This is a genomic window from [Bacillus] selenitireducens MLS10 (assembly GCF_000093085.1).
In the GTDB taxonomy this organism is placed as follows: domain Bacteria; phylum Bacillota; class Bacilli; order Bacillales; family Salisediminibacteriaceae; genus Salisediminibacterium; species Salisediminibacterium selenitireducens.
The window spans coordinates 832704-852520 of sequence record NC_014219.1 but is presented as its reverse complement, the minus strand read 5'-3'; the positions used below and the strand labels follow the sequence as shown (position 1 = coordinate 852520).

Here is a 19817-nt window from a genome sequence, read left to right as displayed (position 1 = left end):
GGGAAAATCGAACCCCCTCTTGCTAATCTTTTTGATAAAACATACATGCATAACCCTCTGCTTTTAGATTCAGTCCGGAGGACCAGTCAGGTTGATCCGTCATAAGCGCACAGATGTCACTCACTGTTACGTGCTGTTTGGCCTCAACAACCACTTCGTCATGGACATGCATCACGATGGCGTATCCTTCTTGCTCGATCCGCTGCATGGCATGAGCCAACAAGTCCCGTGATACGGCCTGCACGATGTTTTCCACGAGTTTCGGCCCATACGTATCGATGCGTTCCCATTTTTTCGTGGCGCCGATCCCTTCAAAACAGAGCCCCTCACGACCGAAATCATTCAACACGATCGTTGGTTTCACGTAGGAGAGGTGGCGTCCTGATGGCAACCCCACCAATAGCAGCCCGCTTTGATACGTGAAAGAAATACCATGGGTCGACGTCGTCGTTCGCTGTTTCACAGCCTTTTGAGCTGCCTGGTCCACGGCCCACCAAAACTGCACGATCTTCGGATTCGCTTGTCGCCATGCCTGGACGAGTGGTTTGAGTTCCTCTTCTTCAACCCCCATATCCAGTGCACCCATAGCCCTTAATGCTCCAACGGACCCGCCGTAACCTAAGGCCAATTCCGAAATCTTCCCTTTTTGTCGAAGCGGACTCCCTTTATCGATCTCTTCAAGGGGTACGTTAAACATTTGGGACGCAGAGGCTTCGTAAATCTTCCCGTGCGTCGCAAAGACCTCATTGCGCCATGCTTCACCAGCCAACCAGGCAATGACACGTGCTTCAATGGCACTGAAGTCGGCCACAATGAACTGGTGGTGTTCTTTTGGGATGAACGCCGTCCGAATGAGTTCGGAGAGAAGGTCCGGTACCGATGGATAGAGCATATCTAACGCCTCCAAGTTACTCGCACGAACCAGGTCTCTCGCCTCTTTCAAATCGGGTACGTGATTTTGAGGGAGGTTCTGTACTTGAATCAGCCGCCCGGCATATCGCCCCGACCTATTGGCGCCATAAAATTGGATCAGCCCTCTGGCTCGGTCGTCCTTGCCTGCGACTTGCTTCATTGCGGTATATTTCTTCACGCTCGACTTCGCGAGTTTTTGCCGGATCGTCAAGACCTCCGCCACGTCTCCTTGTGCAGATTTTAAGAGTTCATGCACTGCCGCTTTATCCAAGGCACCGGTTTCTACCCCTTGTTCTGCTAGCCAGTCCTTCATCTGCATGACGGAATTCGGGTTTTCCAATTTCGTTAATGTCCTCAGCCGATTCATGAGTGCCTCCCTGGTCGCGGTATCGCAAGCGATCGCAGCTTCCACGAACACGGGATCTAAGAGAATCCCGCGATCATTGATGATTTGATCCAACACGTAATGTCCCCATTCTTGCTCCGGCACAGGGTAGCGGCTAATCTTGTCTTGGATCGCCTGCTCCGTTTCAACGTCCCGCTGGTTATAGCGTTTAAAGGCAACCCATTTCTCAGGATCATGATGGGGAAAGTTCCGTTCCCGGCCCCCGTTCACTTGGGTTGGTTTACACGGCTTACAGAAATACCGGATCAGATCTTTCCCTTCTTGGAGCTTCTTCTTATCGGCGCCTGTGACAATGGCCGCCCCTTCAAGGGATAACGGTAAACCCAGATAAGCCGACCAGACCATGGAACAGCGCCAGGATGTGGGGTGGATCGGGGTATTCAAATAGCGTGATAAACACGTTCGTTCAAACTGCGCATTAAAGGCCCACTTGATGACGCCGTCATCCGTTAGCGCCTGCCTCACAACGTCTGGGATCGTTTCACCTTGTGCAAGATCCACGACGTGCACGGGACCGGCATCCACACTGTAGGCGAATAACAAAATATCAAAATCAGGTGCTTCCGCATAGCGGTAGACCCCGCTTTTCGCGAGGTCTGTACGGCTATACGATTCGATGTCAATGTTCAAAGTTTTCATGATAAGAAATCATCCGTTGGGACGCTGGAGAAATCCGATGCAGCGCTGGCTTTGCCACCGAGCGGTTCTCCGTCTTTGATTTTTTGAATGTTGCCAAGCCCGCACGCAATACCTTTATTCTGAGAAGCGAACGGGTAGAAATTCACGCTCACGCGGGCATAAACGCCGGAGTAAACATCAGACCGATTCAAGATCGGGGCGACGCTTTGATCAACAATCTGTGGTGGTGATACACTGTTCGCATTCACGAAATAGCTGTCCGCATAGGCGTCATCGCCTGGCCGGTCAATGTCACCGTCTCGAAGAGGCAACTTGAGTGCCTGTTTATTTGGAAACGACCGTCCATGTTTCTTCTTGCCTTCTTCGATCGCCGCATCAACTGCTCTCTCAATGGCTTCGATAGTCTTTGTATCCGATTTGGGGATGATCAAGCTCACGCTGTACTTTTCCGCGCCACCGTTAATGGATTTCGGCTCCCACACATTCGCATAAGAGAGTCGCACGATATCTGTAATCACCTTGGTATTCGTTACGTTATTCATCATCTTTTCATTCCTCCATAAAGTCAGATTTCGCTGTCCCGATCAGCGATTCCGGTCGTTCATCGGAAACAGGGACGAGCGTTGGTTTGGTTGTCGACCGGGTCAAATGAGGCCCGACCAGATCTTGAAAGGCTGTTCTTCCAAGTTTCTTCTCGAGCTTTGTCAACGGGAGTAGCGACTGCTTATACACGTCTTCATGGCCAGCTTCATGAAGGGCTCTCGCCACCGCCTGTTCGTCGCGGTACTTCCGCTGGCTTTTGCCGGCGACCAGTTTGAAACCAGGCCATTGTTTTCCTTGATTGATTGACGCGTTGATCGCATACGTTTTCACCTTTTGACCCCAAGAGGCCAAGTCTTCGATGCGTTTTAGGACATCTGCGATTTCTTCATCCGTGAGCAGGTTCGGATTCACAAACTCATAAGAAGCAAGTGCCAATTTTTCTTCAGCTTTAGCTCGGCATCGGACTTGCGCCCGGCAGAACTGGCACCACTCACCAGAGCAGAACGGGCCTTTGCCTTGAAAGGCAAGCGCTGCTTTCGGTTTTAATTCTTCATCTGCCCACTGATATAAAGCTTCGGTGCTGCAGTGAAAGGTACTGATATGGTGACGCCTCGGTTGATAGATGGTCATCATCACATTCGCTACATCATAAAGGTGATCAGCGATTGCCAGTGCGCCCAAGGCGTATAATTTCATTTGCGGATTCTCTTCCGCTTCAACGATCACGTTTTGACCATATTTAAAATCGATCACATGAAGCGTGCCGTCAGCGATGATGACGCAGTCACCTGTGCCGAATCCTTCAGGCACATAATGAGAGAAGTTCAACCGCTGCTCGATTAAAATCATCGGATCCCGGCACGCCTCTTGTACTTCGGCGATCACGTCCAACACATATTGAACATAACCATCAGTGAACTGTTCCAACTCTTCCGAATCGTAGACGGAAGTGGGGCGCTCCGAAGGGATCTTTAAGGCTGATCGGATCTTGTGCTCCGCCAGTTCATGAGCAGCTGTCCCTTCTTTCGCGGCCTCCCCACTTGTGTCTTCAAATGCCTGTTCAAGTCGGGCAGATGGCGTGCAGTATAGCCACCGGTGGGACGAAGAAGCCGAAACGACCGCATGCGTCCCCATCAGAGCGCCTCCGCTTCTTGTAAAAGATCCGCGTAATGTTCAGGATCTACCTCACTGAGTTTCGAAGCACCGTAAGCTTCTAAAAGCCCTCGTACTTCAGCCGTTAAACCGGCATGGCTTTTCTTCGCGAGAACCGCTCGCACCTCTTCCAACGTGATCGCGGGCGCTGGCTTCGGGGCCGCTTTTGGGGCTGATTCTTTACCTGTCGCTTCGAACACCGCAGCCAGTTCTTCCAAAGTCGATGCCAAGTCCCGGCTTTTTCTTGCGACGTCTTGCAATAAATCCACTCTACTCATTCGGCTTTCCTCCTTTGGTCAACTCTGTGATTTCCACCGTCGATACACTGTCTCCAGGCGTGATCAAAAGCAATTTCCTTTCACCGCCCAAGAGCCACTTGAGTAACCTGCTTCGCACTCGTTTTTCTTCCGACCGGATCACAGCCTCCGAGTGCTTGTCTGGGCCTGTGACGTTGATCGTCACTTTGTGTTTGTTCATCGTTCTCGCCTCCTTTATGGAAGGCCGTTTGTCGGCCCTCTACCTATAAGGGAAGAAAACGGAGGAATCGAACCCCCTATTCCATCTTTTTTCGAAGACGTTTATGAATTCTCCCCAACTTCCCCCGGATCGCTGCTTCCGTCACACCTTCTTCCGCCGCAATATCAACGTTCGATCGGTCGTCAACGTATTTTTTTTTGATCAGGGCTTGTTGTTGGGATTCGAGGTCCTCGATTGCTTCGAGCATGTTCTGTATCTTCCGTTCGCCTTCATCCTCTTGTTCACGCTGAGTAATCACTCGCTCTGGATTGTACCTATCATCCCGAAGCATCGGATTGTGATCGATGGCCGGGCTGATATCCTCGAGGTAACCATCCAACTTATAAATGTTTCGGTCGTGGGCTCTTACACCCTCGTCATCGTCTTCGTGGAGCAAAGCAATGTCCATTTCCGTCACGCCGTTTTCTCCTGGCTGCATCTCGATCCTCTGTCCCGTAACGGATCGGTACACGTACGTGGTGCGATTTCGCTTCCCAGTCTTGTAAACTTTTTTCATAGAAAAAACCCTTTCCTCGAGTGAGAAAAGGGCATACGTATCCGCCAAAAAACTCACCGTTTTTTTTTTTGCAAAAAAACGATAGTTTTTGACAAGATCCGTGAAGGTGATAGAAACCAACTTCAAGTATTTTTGGTATTATTATCTTTTTAACAGATTAATTAAAAAGGATAACGGATAAACTTATTTCATCCTCAAGGAGAAACTTCAAACCATATTGCATCTCTCTTTCAAGAATTTTTTTACATTGGATGATTTTGTGAATGTTCATTTATTCATCACCTCCAGTAGTATTGTTGAGCTGGATCTTACTGCTCTGTTATCATGATATTCGAAAATTGCAGGATTGGGATCTTCTTGAAAAGTCGTATTTTATAAGTCTGAATCGCATTAAATATTAAAACATTAATTTTTTTAACTCTTTTATCACACATCGGATATGGAATTGTATTATTTTTATTAAAATTATTCGTTATACCCTTTGCGTTAATAAAGTTTTGCAATTAAAACAAATTAAAGACCTAGACATATGTTGTCTAGGTCTTTAGATTTATTTAATTCTTTTTATGAAAACACATTAAGTATGTAGATGTTTTTGTTTTATTAACGGCTTGAAAAGTCAGTTTAGCTTAAAGCCTTTTTCATTTAAATACGATTTTGAGTCAATCACTGTATCAAAGTAGTGTGAGGTAAGTAACATGAAATACACGCTGTGGTTTTCAGAATTTTTAAACTTCATTCCCAGTTTCTCCGCTAAATCAAGGCTAAGCCTTCCTGGTAATTGAAGTGCCACACAAATGTCAATTATTGTTTTTTCTTGATTTATTCGTTCGTCACTATTTCTCATTCTGCTTATTGTCTGAGTGCTGACATTCACTATCTTCGCCATTTTAAGATTACTTATGCCTTTGTTTTTCATGTGCAAATCTAAAGTCTTTGCACCTGAGTTTGGAAGACTGTTTAAAATATCTGCAATTCTCTTTTGTAATTCCTTTCCTTCAGCATGTGCTTGAAGAAAAACTTTCTTGTTCACCCCTTCTGAAGTATATTGTAAAGAATCGATGTTTGTATTATTTGCTATGTTCTTCATTTTATTTACATCATCTATCGAGAAATATCCAATTATTTCATCGTTCGCGTTGTTATCAATGACCTCTTTTTCTGTAAAATGCAAAACCCCAGTATCAATATTCTTCAAGGCGAATTCCGTTAGCCTCATTTCCCCGTTATTATCGCTTTCAATAAACTTGCCATCATTTCTGATGAAGTACCCATCCACATATAAGAAATATCCCGAATATAAAGTTCTTTTAAAATCACGATTCGTCCTCAGCAATGCAACAGCTTCTTTCATAGTTACCCTTCTTTGTTTTGACAGCTTACTAATGGTATCTCCAATATGCTTATAAGCTTTCATAACACACCCCTTATTTTTTATATGGATAGGAAACTCCAAATTAGTTCAATATTCATACTTAATAAAATACTCAAATAGCAAATGTGATATTTATAATAAGCCTTTAACTGAGCTTTTATTTCATATCCACTCTGATTTTTTTACACTTTCGTGATCAACCCGCTTTTTCAATCTCCTTCAACGTCTTTCCCTCTGCATTCTTCCAACTATCCGGCCCACTTGTAATCCCACCCACAACAAAAGCAGCCGCATATGTGGGACTTGAGCAGAGCACATTTTCCTGTAATAGTCCGTCATTGTCGACCTTAGCATTCTCCCTCCACCTTTTCACAGCTGGGGGAAGACTGTTAGAGTCTATCATTTCAATTCTGCTTCCTTTTAATACAACGAACCCTTCATTGGTCTGTTCACATTTTGCATCAACTTCGGTATTACTTTTTCGTGTATTACGCTTCAGATAAAAGATCGGATTGGTTGTCTCTTCAGACGTATCCGAGGTTTCACACTTTGTAGTCAATTCTTCAAAAAGCTTATGCCCCATGGCTCCCATAATGATACGGGCATTATCAATGAACTCTTCCATCTCGGTCTGCTTTTCCTCCGTAATATTACCGAGATTTGGTTCGTTGCCGTTCTTCACGATATACCGGTTTGCTTGTTTGGCTACATCACAGAACCGACTCTCCAAATAACTGATTTCCGTTGGTCCGAAGGAATTGTTTGATGTTGTAAACAAGACTGCTTCTGTCCAGTAACCTTTATCGACATCACGTTTATGTTCTTTGAGACGATTTAATATGCCTTCGCCGTTCTTTCGCACCCCGGCCTGGCCGATATAGACAACGCTCTCTCCCGTTTCTTCATCCGCTCCAAAGAGGAAATACACCCCGGTTTGGTGCAATTCCTCTCGATTCTGGCTTTCTTCAATGGTCTTTCTGGGGATACGATACGCCAATCCAGTCCAGTTCGCTAACGTACATTTCATGCGTCCGTTCGGATTGCCGTCAATCAAAAACAGATTAATGCTCTTACCTCGTTGAACCATAATTGTCTCCCTCTAATCATATTAGTCTAATATGGACAAAACTCGTCAATGCAATGATTTAAGAATGACACCATTAATATAAATATAGAAAATCGATTAATATTCTGATGCTTATTGTAAAAATAATTTAAAATAGCTAAGTAGAGCAATAGTCTGGTGGAAGTAAATCTATTTATATAAATTAATACTCATTACAATACTATCAATTAAATCCTGCAATTCTTCAAGTGTTATTAAAAACCACTCCCTTGGTGATAAATCTTTTTTATTCGGGCCTAGGATGGAAACATCTAAATTTTTATTCGCAAGGGCACGATGGATTGCAGTTTCGAATTTACTACCATTCATATTATATACTTGATAGGTGGTAACTATTTCAACTGGGGCATAAAGAAAGGTCGATTCATTCTCTGCGTTCCGTATCCTTTTTTCTACTGTGCCTGTTGTATAACCAATCTTATATAAATTTTTGATTGAACTAATCTGCGGATCTTTACTCAATGATTTAAGAACATAAATATATCCTGTTGATACATCATTTTTTTTGAAGTTATCTAACATTATTTCTTCATTTTCAGTCACTCGTCTTCCGTGCTTATATAATTCTGCCGAAAGGGAACGCAAAAGCATATTTGATTCGGTTCCATTTTCAAATATACACCTAAGTCGAGCATTATTTTTACCCTTTTCTTTTTTTCTTTCTCCAACACTTTCGACAAATAATAGTATTCCCTTTAATATAAAAAAACTATTTTCTTGAATATCTTGTTCATTTTTAAATGCTACAATTTTTCGCTTTCCTTCTGTTAATTCTCGGTGACATTTCTTAAAGAGTTCATCATACCCCTTGAAATTCTCAATTCTTTTTCTTTTTGCAACATCTTCTGGCATCTTGGTGGTTTTTTTGAGAGATTCCGTATCGAAAATTGAAGCGTTCTCACTACTACTTTTACCACCTCCTAATAATTCGGGTGAACCGTTTATGAGGATATCATCAATAGAGGAAATTTGCGGAATACTGAATTCCTTTTGCTTATCAACCAACAAACCTAGTTCATCATATTCTTTTAAATACTCTATTCTATTAGGGTCTTTACGAATTCCAATTAGTCGACTAGCAAGATTTCTTTCTGTTATGTTCACAGGATTTTTTTTCGGTTCACGGCCTTCAATTTTAACAAACTCTATAATATCCAAAAATTTCTCCACTTCAGGGTCAAAATATTTATTTTGAGGTTTTTTAGGTGGACTTGTTATATCGTGAAATAATGAACTTTCCATTATTTCAACAATAGAGAAGTATCTACTCTCCATTTTGCCGATTCCTCCTTAATTCCTGCATATAAATAACTGCTTCCCCCATACGTCTTTCAATTGGGTCAGCTGATTTAGGATCTGGACGCCTCTTGTTTCTGACAAAAAATTCTTCGACTTTCGGCCAAATAAAAACAATTTCATCTTCATCAAAAAAAATACGCTTTGAATCAATAGTTTCTTGAATTAATTTCAACACCGGGGAATTTAATTCTTTAGATAAAACTTCAAATGCCTTTTGAAATGGATTAATAGTGTCGATCAAGTTAATATCTAAATCTTCTATATCTATGAATTTATTGGTCATCCTTATAAATTCTTTACTCCCAGCTAACTCTGTCTTTGCACCTTTTAGAACACTATCAACAACTACATGCTCCCTAACTTCTTCGATTTCTTTGTCCGTCAAGTTGGGATAAACTTTCTGAATTACTTTTGGTATTAATACTTTATTCAATACTTGTGGGTCGATTTCTCCAGCATATGATTTTTGTACTTGCGGATCTTGCATAATTTTCGCCTTTAAGTCATAAATATCATGGTCAATAATTTTTTTTACATTATCAGTTGACGGCTCTTTCAGCCCTTTTACATATAATTCACCTGTAGTGGATGACTGTTCACTTTCATCTCTTCTACGCTTAAATTTAAAGTCTGGAGCTAGAACCTGTTCCATTAGCAAGGATGCAGAAATAGCTTTAAGCATTGTATTTACTGTATAAGTTACAACTTCATCTTTTGCATCAGGCTGCGCTATTAAATTAGTAAATTGTGCATAATCTTTATTAAAACTATCCCGAGTGCATCGACCTATTATTTGAACTATTTCTGTAAGTGATCCGCGATATCCTACTGTCAAAGCGTGTTCGCAAAAAGGCCAGTCAAATCCTTCTTTTGCCATACCGAGAGCTATTATTATATCTAAATCCTCAGGCCCCTGAATTTCCCGTAAATACTTAGACACTTTTTCTCGTTCGGTTTGGTCATCTACTAAATCCGCAATCTTTATTACTCTATTATCAGTATTTCTTTTCACGTGAATTATTCCCGTATCTTTATCTTGATAATCAACATCTCCAATCAAATCTATTATTTTATTAACTTCATCATATTTATCTTTTGTTGATTCCCCTGAATTAACATTTGGTATATGAATGATCGTTTTCAAATCGGTATCTAATACTTCATTTATTGCTGATGTGTACTTGCCCTGATAGAAGTGATATCCAATCCCAAAGCTTTTGAGATACTCGTATCCATCTAGTTGTTCATAATAAGTGTAAGTGACCTTATCAAATATCTCTTCATCTTCAGGCAATAGAATTGGTACAGAATCGCCACGGAAATATGATCCAGTCATAGCAACTATATGTGCGGTTGAATTATGAATAATATTGCGTATTAAGTCTCCTAATTTAGAATTATTATCTGTAGAAACATGATGAAATTCATCAATTGCAAGTAAACAATTATCAAATAATGTGTCATCCAATTTTTCGAAAGCAAAACGTAAAGTTGAGTGTGTACAAATCAAAATATTATGATCAGAATTCATAAAACGTATAAAAGAATTAATCTTTGAATTTCCAGCAGTTGTTAAATTATCTTCAGGACTAACTATCCAATCGGCAAAGAATCCATGACTTTTCAAATCAGTATTTTTAAATGAAGAACCAATTGAACGCTCCGGCACTGCTACAATTACTTTTCCTATTCCTTGATTTCTAAGCTTATCTAATGCTGTAAACATTAAAGCTCTAGATTTTCCCGATGCAGGCGGAGCTTTAACTAATAAATATTTAGAATTACGTTTTTCAAAGGTTCGTTGTTGCATCTCTCGCATTCCATAATCATTCACTTTTTTACTTTCACCAGTTTGATTATAATTAATATTAACTATATTCCCCATCATGACCTCCTATCTAAGATTCACCTTTTTGCTATAAAGTTCTATTAATAATCTTAACCGCTCTTCGTCACCTGAAAAATCTCTATTTTTATAAGCTCGATCAACAACTTTATCTAATTTTTGGTGAGCAAGAAGTAAATCATTCGGCATATTTGATGGATAATAGATCTCTCCTAAACTCCTGCCATCCTCTTCACGAGCATCTAAAATTTCTAAAACTAATTCTTCAATTAGGTTAATTCTTTTTTGTGATATTTCTGGAATTGGGAAAGCATTATAACACACTCCTGATGAATAGCTATAACGTGTTTCTAACCGCCCCGCAACCGCTCTTACCCATGTCATATGCATCCTTGATAGTAGTATTCCTAGTATCCAAATATCTGCTCCATATATTCCATAAACTCGATTAGATAGAATTGTATCCTTGTTGCTAACTAAATCCATAGGGATGTAAAATCTACTCTCTGATGAAACTGCTGGTACAACTATTGTATAGCTGTCTAAATCTATATTAGCTTGCTTATGAAATGGCGAAATCTGTTTAAACTTATAAGGTTTATTTGCCCATTCCCTAGTCGATTTTGCCTTGCTTTTTTCACGGTTTAGTTTAACCATATTCATTCGATCAGATATTATCGGGTTATCTTTAATTTCATCGTAGCAGTCTTCTTCTATCCAAAGACAGTATCTATAAGAACCTTTTAAAATTTCATCACTACCGATATATTTTCTGAAATACTTTTTCAAATACGGATATTTTTCAATCGCTTGAATATATTCTTCAAATTCAAAAATTAGACCACCACCATCTGAAGGCTTATTTCCAAATAGCATAGGAGGTAAACCATAAAGCTGTTTCTTTATGTCTCTTACAATTACATTCTCACCATCGATTAAATATGCATTTATATTCTTCACTTGTCTTTCTCCATAAGAGGTAAATAATTTGTTCTGTTCTGTTTTATATGCTGTAAGTCCAATAATCACCACTGTAACACCAGCATTATTTCTGGCACTATTACTCCACTTGAATGATTGATAAGCAAAATGAATATTTATTCTTTTTAAAAATAATTCGCTCCACAGAATTGCAACTTGTTCTCCTTGACATATCGAATTTGTTGAAACAAATGCCAGAGTAGTATTACTATTTTGTATGAATTCACTTCCTAGATAAAACCAGCCACATATATAGTCTAGGTATCCATTTCCTCTTACCCCTTGAAAGATTCTTCTAATATCGCTCTTATGTGTGTCGGATTGACGATGATGACCTAAATAAGGAGGGTTCCCAAATACATATACTTCGTCCTCGGGATCATTTGGACACACATTTTTCCAATTCATATGCAGAGCATTTCCGCGATGTATATTACCAGATATATTGAGAGGAAGAGTTGGTCTTACAGCATTATCAATTTCATTATTAAGTTCTTCGTTCATCTGATGATCTGCAATCCAAAGTGATAATAGTGCAACCTCATAAGCAAACTCATCAATTTCAATTCCATATAACTGATCAAGAGTAATTGATGGCATGTATAGATAATCGCCACGAATTTCTTTAAGTCTTTTAATAATATTAATTTCTATACGACGCATTTCTTTATAGGCAATAATCAAAAAATTCCCAGAACCACAAGCAGGGTCAAAAAATTTTATTTTGTTAATACGAGTGAGTAACATTTCAAGTTTAAAATCATCGTCGTAAGCATCATTAAATGCCTTGTAAAGATTATCTAAGAACAATGGTTTAATAACCTTCATAATATTTGGAACGCTTGTATAGTGGACTCCTAAATGACTTCGGTTATCTCTAGTTGAAACAGCTTGAATCATAGAACCAAATATATCTGGATTAATTTGGGACCAATCAAGAAGTTCACCTGCTTCTATAATTAGTTTCCGACTTTTCTCAGAGAAAACTAAGTCCTGGTGAGGCTCACTAAACAGTTGACCATTTACATAGGGGAATTTATTTAAATATTCAGGTAAATCATTCAACCTATCTTTTTTATCAATATCCATAATCCTAAATACATCTTTTAAAAAATCATTTAGGTCCTTTCCATCTTCTCGTGTCAGGGTTTTTATTGAGTTTGTAAAACTTAATTGTCGGAAAATACCTGTATCTTCGGCAAATAAACAGAAAAGTAATCGCACTAAAAACAAATCTATTTTACTATTATCTTTACTTAACACATTATATAGACGAGCGAATCGCTCAGCTGCTTTTACGTCTGCAGGATTTTCCCTTTCAAACTCAGCTTTTTCGATTCCTTTCCAGGCAAGAAAAAAATCAAAATATTTCGGTAAATCTATAAATTGTATATCTAACACCTCATCAGTCTTAATATCTTTCGCCAATAGAGTATTAAAATCGGTAACTATTAAAAATCGAGGTTTAGTCGATTGACTATTAATATTTCGTTCTAATTCGATAAATACACTAAATAGATTTTCATTTTCAACTCTCTTAAACCACACTTTTCTTTTTAAGTGCACCTCATCATTCTTTTTTGACATATTTAGATTACCCTTTTTTAAACGGGTAATCGTCGCACGAGGTGTACCATATATTTCAAGAATCTCATAAATAAATTCGTGATAATCTCCTTTGTTAACAATTTCAGTGATTTTGTCCTCTAATTCAATAATTACCATACAATTGCCCCTCCTTAATTTTCCAATAACACTTCAAGACTAAAATTAATCAAATTTGTTATATTAAAACGATATCTAAATCGATTGCTTTAAAGATAGTACTATATTAAAAGTTATGACCGGTGAGAATTATTTAATGGTATACCACAATATACACAATAGACTAAAAATTAATTTGCGTTTATGGCGTAAACACTGAACCAATTATACCAAATACAACCGATAATCGAAGCCGATTTATGGCGAAAACCGGAAAATATATCGGTTATTTGTTCACATATCATTTTCTTTTCAGATCAACCAACCATAAACCCCGCCATATCAACATTCATTTTTGAAAAAAGGTGTACTCACCTTCTATTTTTATCCCTTAACGTAAAAAAACGCCCTCCAAGATCTCTCCTGAAGAGCGTTCATACTGATTTATTAAACTGGAACTTAAACATTAAAATCATTCAAAGTTCTTTGCCGGCACTTGAAACTCAGATAGTTTAGTCTTAAAGTACAATTTATAAATTTGGGTATCCCCATCCGCTTCTATTGAATGCGATATATATCTAGCTAATAGGGTTCGGTGCACGCTATCAAATAAAATGCTATCTTCATCAATATCTTTCGTATTCTCAAAATTCTCTATAAACTTAAGAATTGGTTCTGATTTCTCATAAGTCATCTCTCGCAGCGTTTCTTGGTTGTATGCGTTAATAATTTTCATCTTGTAAAATTGGTACAATTTTAGCAACTCCTTATTATTTTGTACCTTAACTATATGGTGAAATATAGACATAAACAAGACTAATATATGTATATTTAGTGAACGGAAGTAGAATTTTACATTTCAGATTTTTTGAGCTAAGAATAATAGGCAAGCCACCCACAAACCCTGTCATATCAACATTCCTTTTTGCGGAAAAGTGTACCCCCCCTCTAATTTTAGACCCCCCCCTAACACAAAAACGCCCTCCAGGACAATCCCTGAAGAGCGTTCATCTTCCTATTCATATTCAAAATCCCTTTACAACAGGGGCTTTCAACCTTCCCTGTACATCACCGTGACCGCTTCCACGTGGGTGGTTTGCGGGAACATGTCGACGGGTTGGACTTCTTTGACGGTGTAGCCTTTTTCCGAAAGGTACTTCATATCCCTTGCAAGGGTTGCCGGATTACAGGATACATAAACAATTCGCTCAGGCTTCATCGCTGCCATGGCATCAAGCATTGCGGTTTCGCATCCTTTTCGTGGCGGATCCACCACAATAACATCCGGATCGAGGCCCTGGCTGTACCACCATGGCATCAGAGTTTCTGCTTCCCCCACAGCAAACGTAACATTATCAATATGGTTTGCCTTTGCATTTCTTTTGGCATCATCTATCGCGGGTGCCACAGATTCCACACCGTATACGTGGCGGGCTTTTTGCGCCAGAAAAAGACTGATGGTTCCAATACCGCAGTATGCATCAATTACTTTTTCGGATCCGGTTAAAGCGGCGTAGTTAAGTGCCTGCTCATAAAGGACTTCGGTCTGCACAGGATTCACCTGATAGAAGGATTTAGCGGAAATCACGAATTCGATCCCTTTAATCCGGTCTTTAATGGTTTCTTCTCCCCAGAGGCATACTGTTTTATCACCGAATATCACATTCGTCCGCTTAGGGTTGATGTTCTGCATAATGGAGGTGACATTCGGGACTTCTCCAGTAATTGCCTGGATCAGCTGTTCTTTATGCGGAAGCGCCTGCTCTTTGGTCACCAGTACGACCATGACGTCTCCGGATATTCTTGACCGGCGAATGACGACATGGCGAAGGACGCCTTTATGTTTTTGATCGTCGTAGCCTCTGATGCCGTGCTGATTGGCAAGCTCTTTTACCAGATTCACGATACGGTCCTGATCTTCGTGCTGAATCAGACATGCTTCCATATCCACGATGGAATGGCTTCGCTCCGCGTAAAAGCCCGCAATAATTCGGCCCTGTTCTTCACCGACAGGGACCTGGGATTTGTTTCGGTAACGCCACGGATCCGTCATGCCTTTTACAGGATGAACCGTCAGATGAGTAAAGCCGCCAATCCGTTCCATGACATTCATGACCTGCTTTTGCTTTTCATGAAGCTGTCCTTCATAGCTCAGGTGCTGCAGGGAACAGCCTCCGCAGCGGTTATAGATCGGGCAGGGCGGTTCAATCCGCTCGGGACTGGCCACGTGTATCTTGATCAGCTTACCGAAGCCGTACTGTTTTTTTATTTTGACGACTTTTACGTCAATGGTTTCACCGGGCAGGGCCTGCTTAACAAAAACGGGAAAGCCGTCGATTTTGACGACGCCGGCACCGTCATGGGTTAAATCAGCCACATCAGCGCGGTAGATTTCGTTTTTTTTGAACGGGAGGGGATTGGTTTGTCATGATTATTCCTTCCTTGCTTAGGATTCTTCCGCAATCGATTGTATCACATCCTGGCTTTATCGTCTGTATCCGATCACGTATCCAGCAGTGCTTTACAGACCCCGGTTCCTGATAAATAAGCACTCTCCACCCGGGACCTTGCACCAGGATCGTCCGGGTGTACAAAGGAATCACCCGCCAAGTAAACAGGGAGATGCTCCAGCTTTACATACGTATCAGGGTAGAGGGATTCTGCCTGACTGTATCGCCAGCGTTTTAACTGCCGTCCCGTAATCTGTACATCGCGATCCGGAAACGTTTTCTTGAATCGGTTCAATATGTCCGAGAGAATATCTGCTTCACTTTCCTTGTCATGTGCTTTACTCCATGTACCGTCCATATAGACGCTGATTTTCGGAGAAGAGGAGATACCCTTCTGGTCATTGGCGACGATTTTCATGATTCCCTTTGGCAAAGTCTCATCTAGCAAACCATGTTCACCAATGGTAACGGCCTCTTTCAATTCAAACAGACCGACATAGCAAGGTTCAAAGGTGATCGCCTGGAGTTCCTTTCGCTGCTGTTGACTCAAGGGCAGCGCTGTTCCGCTGATCAGCTCCATGGTCTGTGGCAACGGAGCCGTCAAGATCACAGCGTCGAAGATCCGTTTTATATTATCTTGATCGATCAGTGTCACCTGTTGATCTTGATATAGAATATCGGTAATTTTCGTATTCAATGTCACATTCACATATGTTGCATAATGCTTCATAAGTGGATTCATGCCTTCCGTCCCGGTGTACCTTGGGTGCTCCTCTCCAAACCAGCGGCGCACCTGCCCGTCTTTCAGCCACGTATCAACCTGCGTTTGAAAGGCTTCGGAACGAACGGTAAAAAAGACCGCTCCATGATCCATTTTGCCATCACCGACACGCCTCGTTGCCATCCGCCCCCCGGGACTCTTACTCTTCTCAAAAACTGTCACGTCACAGCCTGCCTCTTTCAAATGATGTGCTGCAGTCAGTCCAGTCAACCCTGCACCTACAATCCCAATTGATCTCGTCATATGTATCCTCCTATAGAAGCTGTCATGGTGAATACTATACCCGAATTACATCTTTAATACGCATTTTCCGAGACAAAAAGCCGCGGGATTGACCCGCGGCTTTTAATCATTCTTATCCAATTAACCGATAATCAGTAACCAGAGGTAAAGTCCGGTGAGCGTAATGAACAGGGTCGGTATCGTAATGACAATCCCGACTTTGAAGTAATACCCCCAGCTGATCTTGACCCCCTTGAGTGCGAGAACATGCAGCCAGAGCAAGGTGGCCAATGAACCGATCGGTGTGATCTTCGGACCAAGGTCCGAGCCGATGACGTTGGCATAGATAAAGGCCTGCTGCATCGTACCGGTCATCTCCGCATCGTTAATGGCAAGCGCATTGATCATCACTGTTGGCATATTATTCATAATCGACGAGAGAAATGCCGCAATGAAACCCATCGACATTGTACCGACGAACAGTCCTTGATCTGCCGCTCCGTTAAATACACCGGCCAGCACATCTGTGAGTCCCACATTACGCAGCCCGAAGACCACGACATACATCCCGATGGAGAAGACAACGATTCCCCATGGAGCGCCTTTCATCACCTTCGTCGTATCGACTGCGTGACTGCGGCTTGCCATTACAAGAAAGAATCCGGCAATGGTCAATGCGACAAACGATACCGGGAATGTCATCGATTCGCCTGTGATTGGATTATCGATATAGATGAACTCACTGATGAAATAGCCAGCAAGCAGGATCCCCAATACAGCCCAGGAAAGGCGGAACATCTTGTGGTCTTTGATTGCTTCTTTCGGTTCTCTCAGCATTGACATATCATACGTCGTTGGAATGTCTTTACGGAAATAAATGTAAAGCACAACGATACTTGCAATAATCGCAAAGAAGTTCGGCACAATCATCACCGATGCATATTCAATAAAGCCAATGCCAAAAAAGTCGGCAGAGACGATATTGACAAGGTTACTGACGATCAACGGAAGTGACGTTGAGTCGGCAATAAAACCGCTCGCCATAATAAAAGGAAGAATCATTGCTTCCTTGAATTTAAGGGCACGTACCATCGCGAGAACAATCGGTGTTAAGATGAGCGCTGCGCCGTCATTTGCGAAAAAGGCCGCGACGACAGAACCAAGGAGGGAAACAAAGACGAACATCTTGATACCATTCCCTTTCGCAACGCGGGCCATATGTAAAGCTGCCCATTCAAAAAAACCGATCTCGTCAAGGATTAACGAAATAATAATAATCCCGATAAAGGTCAAAGTGGCATTCCAAACGATGCCGGTTACTTCGCCGACATCCGCAAAACTGACAACACCTGCAAGCAGAGCCAGTACAGCACCGATTGTCGCTGACCAGCCGATGCCAAGGTTTTTCGGCTGTTTAATCACAAGAAATAATGTAAAAAGAAAAATAAGTACTGCCAATGATATCGAAAACATGCATAAGCCTCCAGTTCAATACATAATGACTTTCAATGTTCGAAACTGTGGCAGGCTGTAAAACGAATGACAGCCTGCCCGTTTCTTTGAGGGGGAATCCGAATTTATTTCGTCAGGGCTTTCAATTTCTCAAGCCCTTTTACTTGATCGGCCTGCCACGGAATGATGCAAGCCTTTTGCGAATAGCTCTCTTTGACTTCCTTGATCCACTTGCGTTCGGCAAAGGCACGTCCTGCAAGGATCGGATCTGTCGTGCCTGTTTCATGATAGCTTTGATTAATGATCCACCATGCCGGTTCAATCTGCGCCCGGCGCAAATCGTCTTGCAGGCGTCCTGCTTCATAAGCAGGAGTCGCTTCAGGTAATGTAACGAGACTGATGAACGTTTCTTCAGGGTTACGGAGCCTTGGAAGCAGCTGCTTTACGGATTCCGGGAGATCACCTTGAGTGCGTTCGACTTCTTTATGGTACGACTGGGCGGCATCGAGGAGAAGGAGCGTGTGACCCGTCGGTGCTGTATCAATGACGACAAATGCATCTTTCGCCTGGTCAACCGTCTCGGCAAAGGCGCGGAACACAGCGATTTCTTCGGTGCATGGCGATTCAAGATCCTCCTTAATATATGCAAGTTCATCTTCTGTAAGTTCTGAACTGACGTTATTTAAGACTTGAGCTTTATAATTTTCAACCTCTTGCTTCGGATCAATTCGGCTGACAGCAAGCGTCCCTTCCATTTGATCATGATCGATTACCAGATCTACATGAGCCGCCGGATCGGTTGTCGTTAAAAGCACTTTGTGCCCCCGGTCGGCAAGACCTGCTGCGACTGCCGCGGCAACGGTTGTTTTCCCAACGCCGCCTTTCCCCATCGTCATAAACACGCCCTTATTGCGTGCAGCGAGTTCATCAATCATGTCGCTGACAGAAGGTAAATCAATCGGCTCTGCTGTTGGTATTGACTCGGACAGCTGTGTGGCATCAGCATCGAACAGATCGCGAAGTGCCTGAAATCCGGTCAGATTATAAGGAACGAGCGGCAGCGTAAACACCGGTTTGTCGTCAAAATAAGCCGGGATTGTTTGCAGAGCCTCCTGCTGCTTCTTCTCAAGCTGAATCGCCGTTGGATCCGCTGATGTTCGCTCAAAAACACCATTGATAACAAGCAGTTGATTCAAGATTCCGATTTCACCCAGTTCCTTTGCAGCTTTACCTGCCTCCACGAGCGTCGATTCATCCGGGCGGGCAACCAGGATCAGTTTCGTACGTTCTCCGTTCGCCAACGCCTCAACGGTCTTCTGATAAAGGGCTTTCTTGTCCGCAAGCCCTGCAAGCGGTCCGAGGCAGGATGCGCCGTTCTCATTCCCTTCAAGGAAATCGCTCCAGGCGTTCGGCAGCTGAAGCAGACGGAGTGTATGCCCCGTCGGAGCGGTATCAAAGAGAATATGATCGAAATCGGCCGTCGCTTCTTCATTGGCGAGAAGACTCGAAAACTCGTCAAATGCTGCAATCTCCACTGTACACGCACCTGAGAGCTGTTCTTCCATACTGTCGAGGGCTGCCTGTGGCAGTGTCTCTCTGTACGGATCGATCATCTTGTTACGGTAAGCCGCCGCCGCTTCCTCCGGATCAAGATTCGCTGCAAACAGGTTATCCACACCTGGAACCGGTGCCGGTTCATTTGCTAATGTTGTACCGAACACATCCTGCAAATTCGAAGCAGGATCGGTACTGACGATCAGAACTTTCTTACCCTGATCGGCAAGAGAGACCGCCGTTGCGCAGGCAGCGGATGTTTTGCCAACGCCGCCTTTACCTGTGAAAAACAGATACTGTGTATCGGTGATATCCTGTGGGGTGAGTCGTTTCATGATGGTG

Annotated in this window: 15 protein-coding genes; all 15 read right to left on the bottom strand. The window is 42.1% G+C overall.

Going from position 1 to position 19817, the window contains the following annotated elements:
* Positions 1 to 22: 22 nt before the first annotated feature.
* Positions 23 to 1957 carry a DNA polymerase gene (locus tag BSEL_RS04035; RefSeq protein WP_013171729.1) on the bottom strand — a complete coding sequence of 645 codons (1935 nt, stop codon included), beginning with the start codon at positions 1955 to 1957 and terminating at the stop codon, positions 23 to 25.
* Complete coding sequence (locus BSEL_RS04030; RefSeq protein WP_013171728.1) at positions 1954 to 2502, bottom strand: DUF2815 family protein; 549 nt, start codon at positions 2500 to 2502, stop codon at positions 1954 to 1956. Before BSEL_RS04030 ends, BSEL_RS04035 begins: the two co-directional genes overlap by 4 nt.
* 4 nt (positions 2503 to 2506) lie before the next feature.
* Entirely contained in the window at positions 2507 to 3634 is a 1128-nt protein-coding gene (locus tag BSEL_RS04025; RefSeq protein WP_013171727.1) for a DUF2800 domain-containing protein, read from the bottom strand.
* Positions 3634 to 3930 carry a hypothetical protein gene (locus BSEL_RS04020; protein WP_013171726.1) on the bottom strand — a complete coding sequence of 99 codons (297 nt, stop codon included), beginning with the start codon at positions 3928 to 3930 and terminating at the stop codon, positions 3634 to 3636. Before BSEL_RS04020 ends, BSEL_RS04025 begins: the two co-directional genes overlap by 1 nt.
* On the bottom strand, positions 3923 to 4129 hold the full coding sequence (locus tag BSEL_RS04015; RefSeq protein WP_013171725.1) for a hypothetical protein: 207 nt from the start codon (positions 4127 to 4129) through the stop codon (positions 3923 to 3925). The genes BSEL_RS04020 and BSEL_RS04015 overlap by 8 nt, the downstream gene beginning before the upstream one ends.
* 76 nt (positions 4130 to 4205) lie before the next feature.
* Positions 4206 to 4685, bottom strand: coding sequence for an RNA polymerase sigma factor (locus BSEL_RS04010; RefSeq protein ID WP_041582248.1), 480 nt, complete (start codon positions 4683 to 4685; stop codon positions 4206 to 4208).
* Between the two features lie 619 nt (positions 4686 to 5304).
* On the bottom strand, positions 5305 to 6102 hold the full coding sequence (locus tag BSEL_RS04005; RefSeq protein WP_041581723.1) for a helix-turn-helix domain-containing protein: 798 nt from the start codon (positions 6100 to 6102) through the stop codon (positions 5305 to 5307).
* Positions 6103 to 6256: 154 nt separating this feature from the next.
* Positions 6257 to 7114, bottom strand: a complete 858-nt coding sequence (locus BSEL_RS04000; RefSeq protein WP_232970490.1) for a GIY-YIG nuclease family protein — start codon at positions 7112 to 7114, stop codon at positions 6257 to 6259.
* A gap of 201 nt (positions 7115 to 7315) precedes the next feature.
* Entirely contained in the window at positions 7316 to 8461 is a 1146-nt protein-coding gene (locus BSEL_RS03995) for a GIY-YIG nuclease family protein (RefSeq protein ID WP_013171720.1), read from the bottom strand.
* Entirely contained in the window at positions 8451 to 10370 is a 1920-nt protein-coding gene (locus BSEL_RS03990) for a DEAD/DEAH box helicase (RefSeq protein WP_013171719.1), read from the bottom strand. The genes BSEL_RS03995 and BSEL_RS03990 overlap by 11 nt, the downstream gene beginning before the upstream one ends.
* A 9-nt stretch (positions 10371 to 10379) precedes the next feature.
* Positions 10380 to 13037 (bottom strand): class I SAM-dependent DNA methyltransferase, encoded by a 2658-nt coding sequence (locus BSEL_RS03985; RefSeq protein WP_013171718.1) that lies wholly within the window; start codon positions 13035 to 13037, stop codon positions 10380 to 10382.
* 1030 nt (positions 13038 to 14067) lie between these two features.
* Positions 14068 to 15393: a 23S rRNA (uracil(1939)-C(5))-methyltransferase RlmD gene (rlmD, locus tag BSEL_RS03975; RefSeq protein ID WP_013171715.1), complete on the bottom strand. Its 1326-nt coding sequence runs from the start codon at positions 15391 to 15393 to the stop codon at positions 14068 to 14070.
* A 125-nt stretch (positions 15394 to 15518) separates the two neighbouring features.
* Entirely contained in the window at positions 15519 to 16490 is a 972-nt protein-coding gene (locus BSEL_RS03970; protein WP_013171714.1) for an NAD(P)/FAD-dependent oxidoreductase, read from the bottom strand.
* Positions 16491 to 16610: 120 nt separating this feature from the next.
* Positions 16611 to 17942 (bottom strand): arsenic transporter, encoded by a 1332-nt coding sequence (locus tag BSEL_RS03965; RefSeq protein ID WP_013171713.1) that lies wholly within the window; start codon positions 17940 to 17942, stop codon positions 16611 to 16613.
* Positions 17943 to 18046: 104 nt separating this feature from the next.
* Positions 18047 to 19810 carry an arsenical pump-driving ATPase gene (gene arsA / locus BSEL_RS03960; RefSeq protein WP_013171712.1) on the bottom strand — a complete coding sequence of 588 codons (1764 nt, stop codon included), beginning with the start codon at positions 19808 to 19810 and terminating at the stop codon, positions 18047 to 18049.
* Positions 19811 to 19817 lie beyond the last annotated feature (7 nt).

What these genes read in the sequence shown, in the direction of transcription:
- BSEL_RS03995 (WP_013171720.1), bottom strand. Translation starts at nt 8,461, where the DNA reads ATGGAGAGTAGATACTTCTCTATTGTTGAAATAATGGAAAGTTCATTA.
- BSEL_RS04035 (WP_013171729.1), bottom strand. Translation starts at nt 1,957, where the DNA reads ATGAAAACTTTGAACATTGACATCGAATCGTATAGCCGTACAGACCTC.
- BSEL_RS03970 (WP_013171714.1), bottom strand. Translation starts at nt 16,490, where the DNA reads ATGACGAGATCAATTGGGATTGTAGGTGCAGGGTTGACTGGACTGACT.
- BSEL_RS04010 (WP_041582248.1), bottom strand. Translation starts at nt 4,685, where the DNA reads ATGAAAAAAGTTTACAAGACTGGGAAGCGAAATCGCACCACGTACGTG.
- BSEL_RS04005 (WP_041581723.1), bottom strand. Translation starts at nt 6,102, where the DNA reads ATGAAAGCTTATAAGCATATTGGAGATACCATTAGTAAGCTGTCAAAA.
- BSEL_RS04020 (WP_013171726.1), bottom strand. Translation starts at nt 3,930, where the DNA reads ATGAGTAGAGTGGATTTATTGCAAGACGTCGCAAGAAAAAGCCGGGAC.
- arsA (WP_013171712.1), bottom strand. Translation starts at nt 19,810, where the DNA reads ATGAAACGACTCACCCCACAGGATATCACCGATACACAGTATCTGTTT.
- BSEL_RS03965 (WP_013171713.1), bottom strand. Translation starts at nt 17,942, where the DNA reads ATGTTTTCGATATCATTGGCAGTACTTATTTTTCTTTTTACATTATTT.
- BSEL_RS03990 (WP_013171719.1), bottom strand. Translation starts at nt 10,370, where the DNA reads ATGGGGAATATAGTTAATATTAATTATAATCAAACTGGTGAAAGTAAA.
- BSEL_RS04030 (WP_013171728.1), bottom strand. Translation starts at nt 2,502, where the DNA reads ATGATGAATAACGTAACGAATACCAAGGTGATTACAGATATCGTGCGA.
- BSEL_RS03985 (WP_013171718.1), bottom strand. Translation starts at nt 13,037, where the DNA reads ATGGTAATTATTGAATTAGAGGACAAAATCACTGAAATTGTTAACAAA.
- BSEL_RS04015 (WP_013171725.1), bottom strand. Translation starts at nt 4,129, where the DNA reads ATGAACAAACACAAAGTGACGATCAACGTCACAGGCCCAGACAAGCAC.
- BSEL_RS04025 (WP_013171727.1), bottom strand. Translation starts at nt 3,634, where the DNA reads ATGGGGACGCATGCGGTCGTTTCGGCTTCTTCGTCCCACCGGTGGCTA.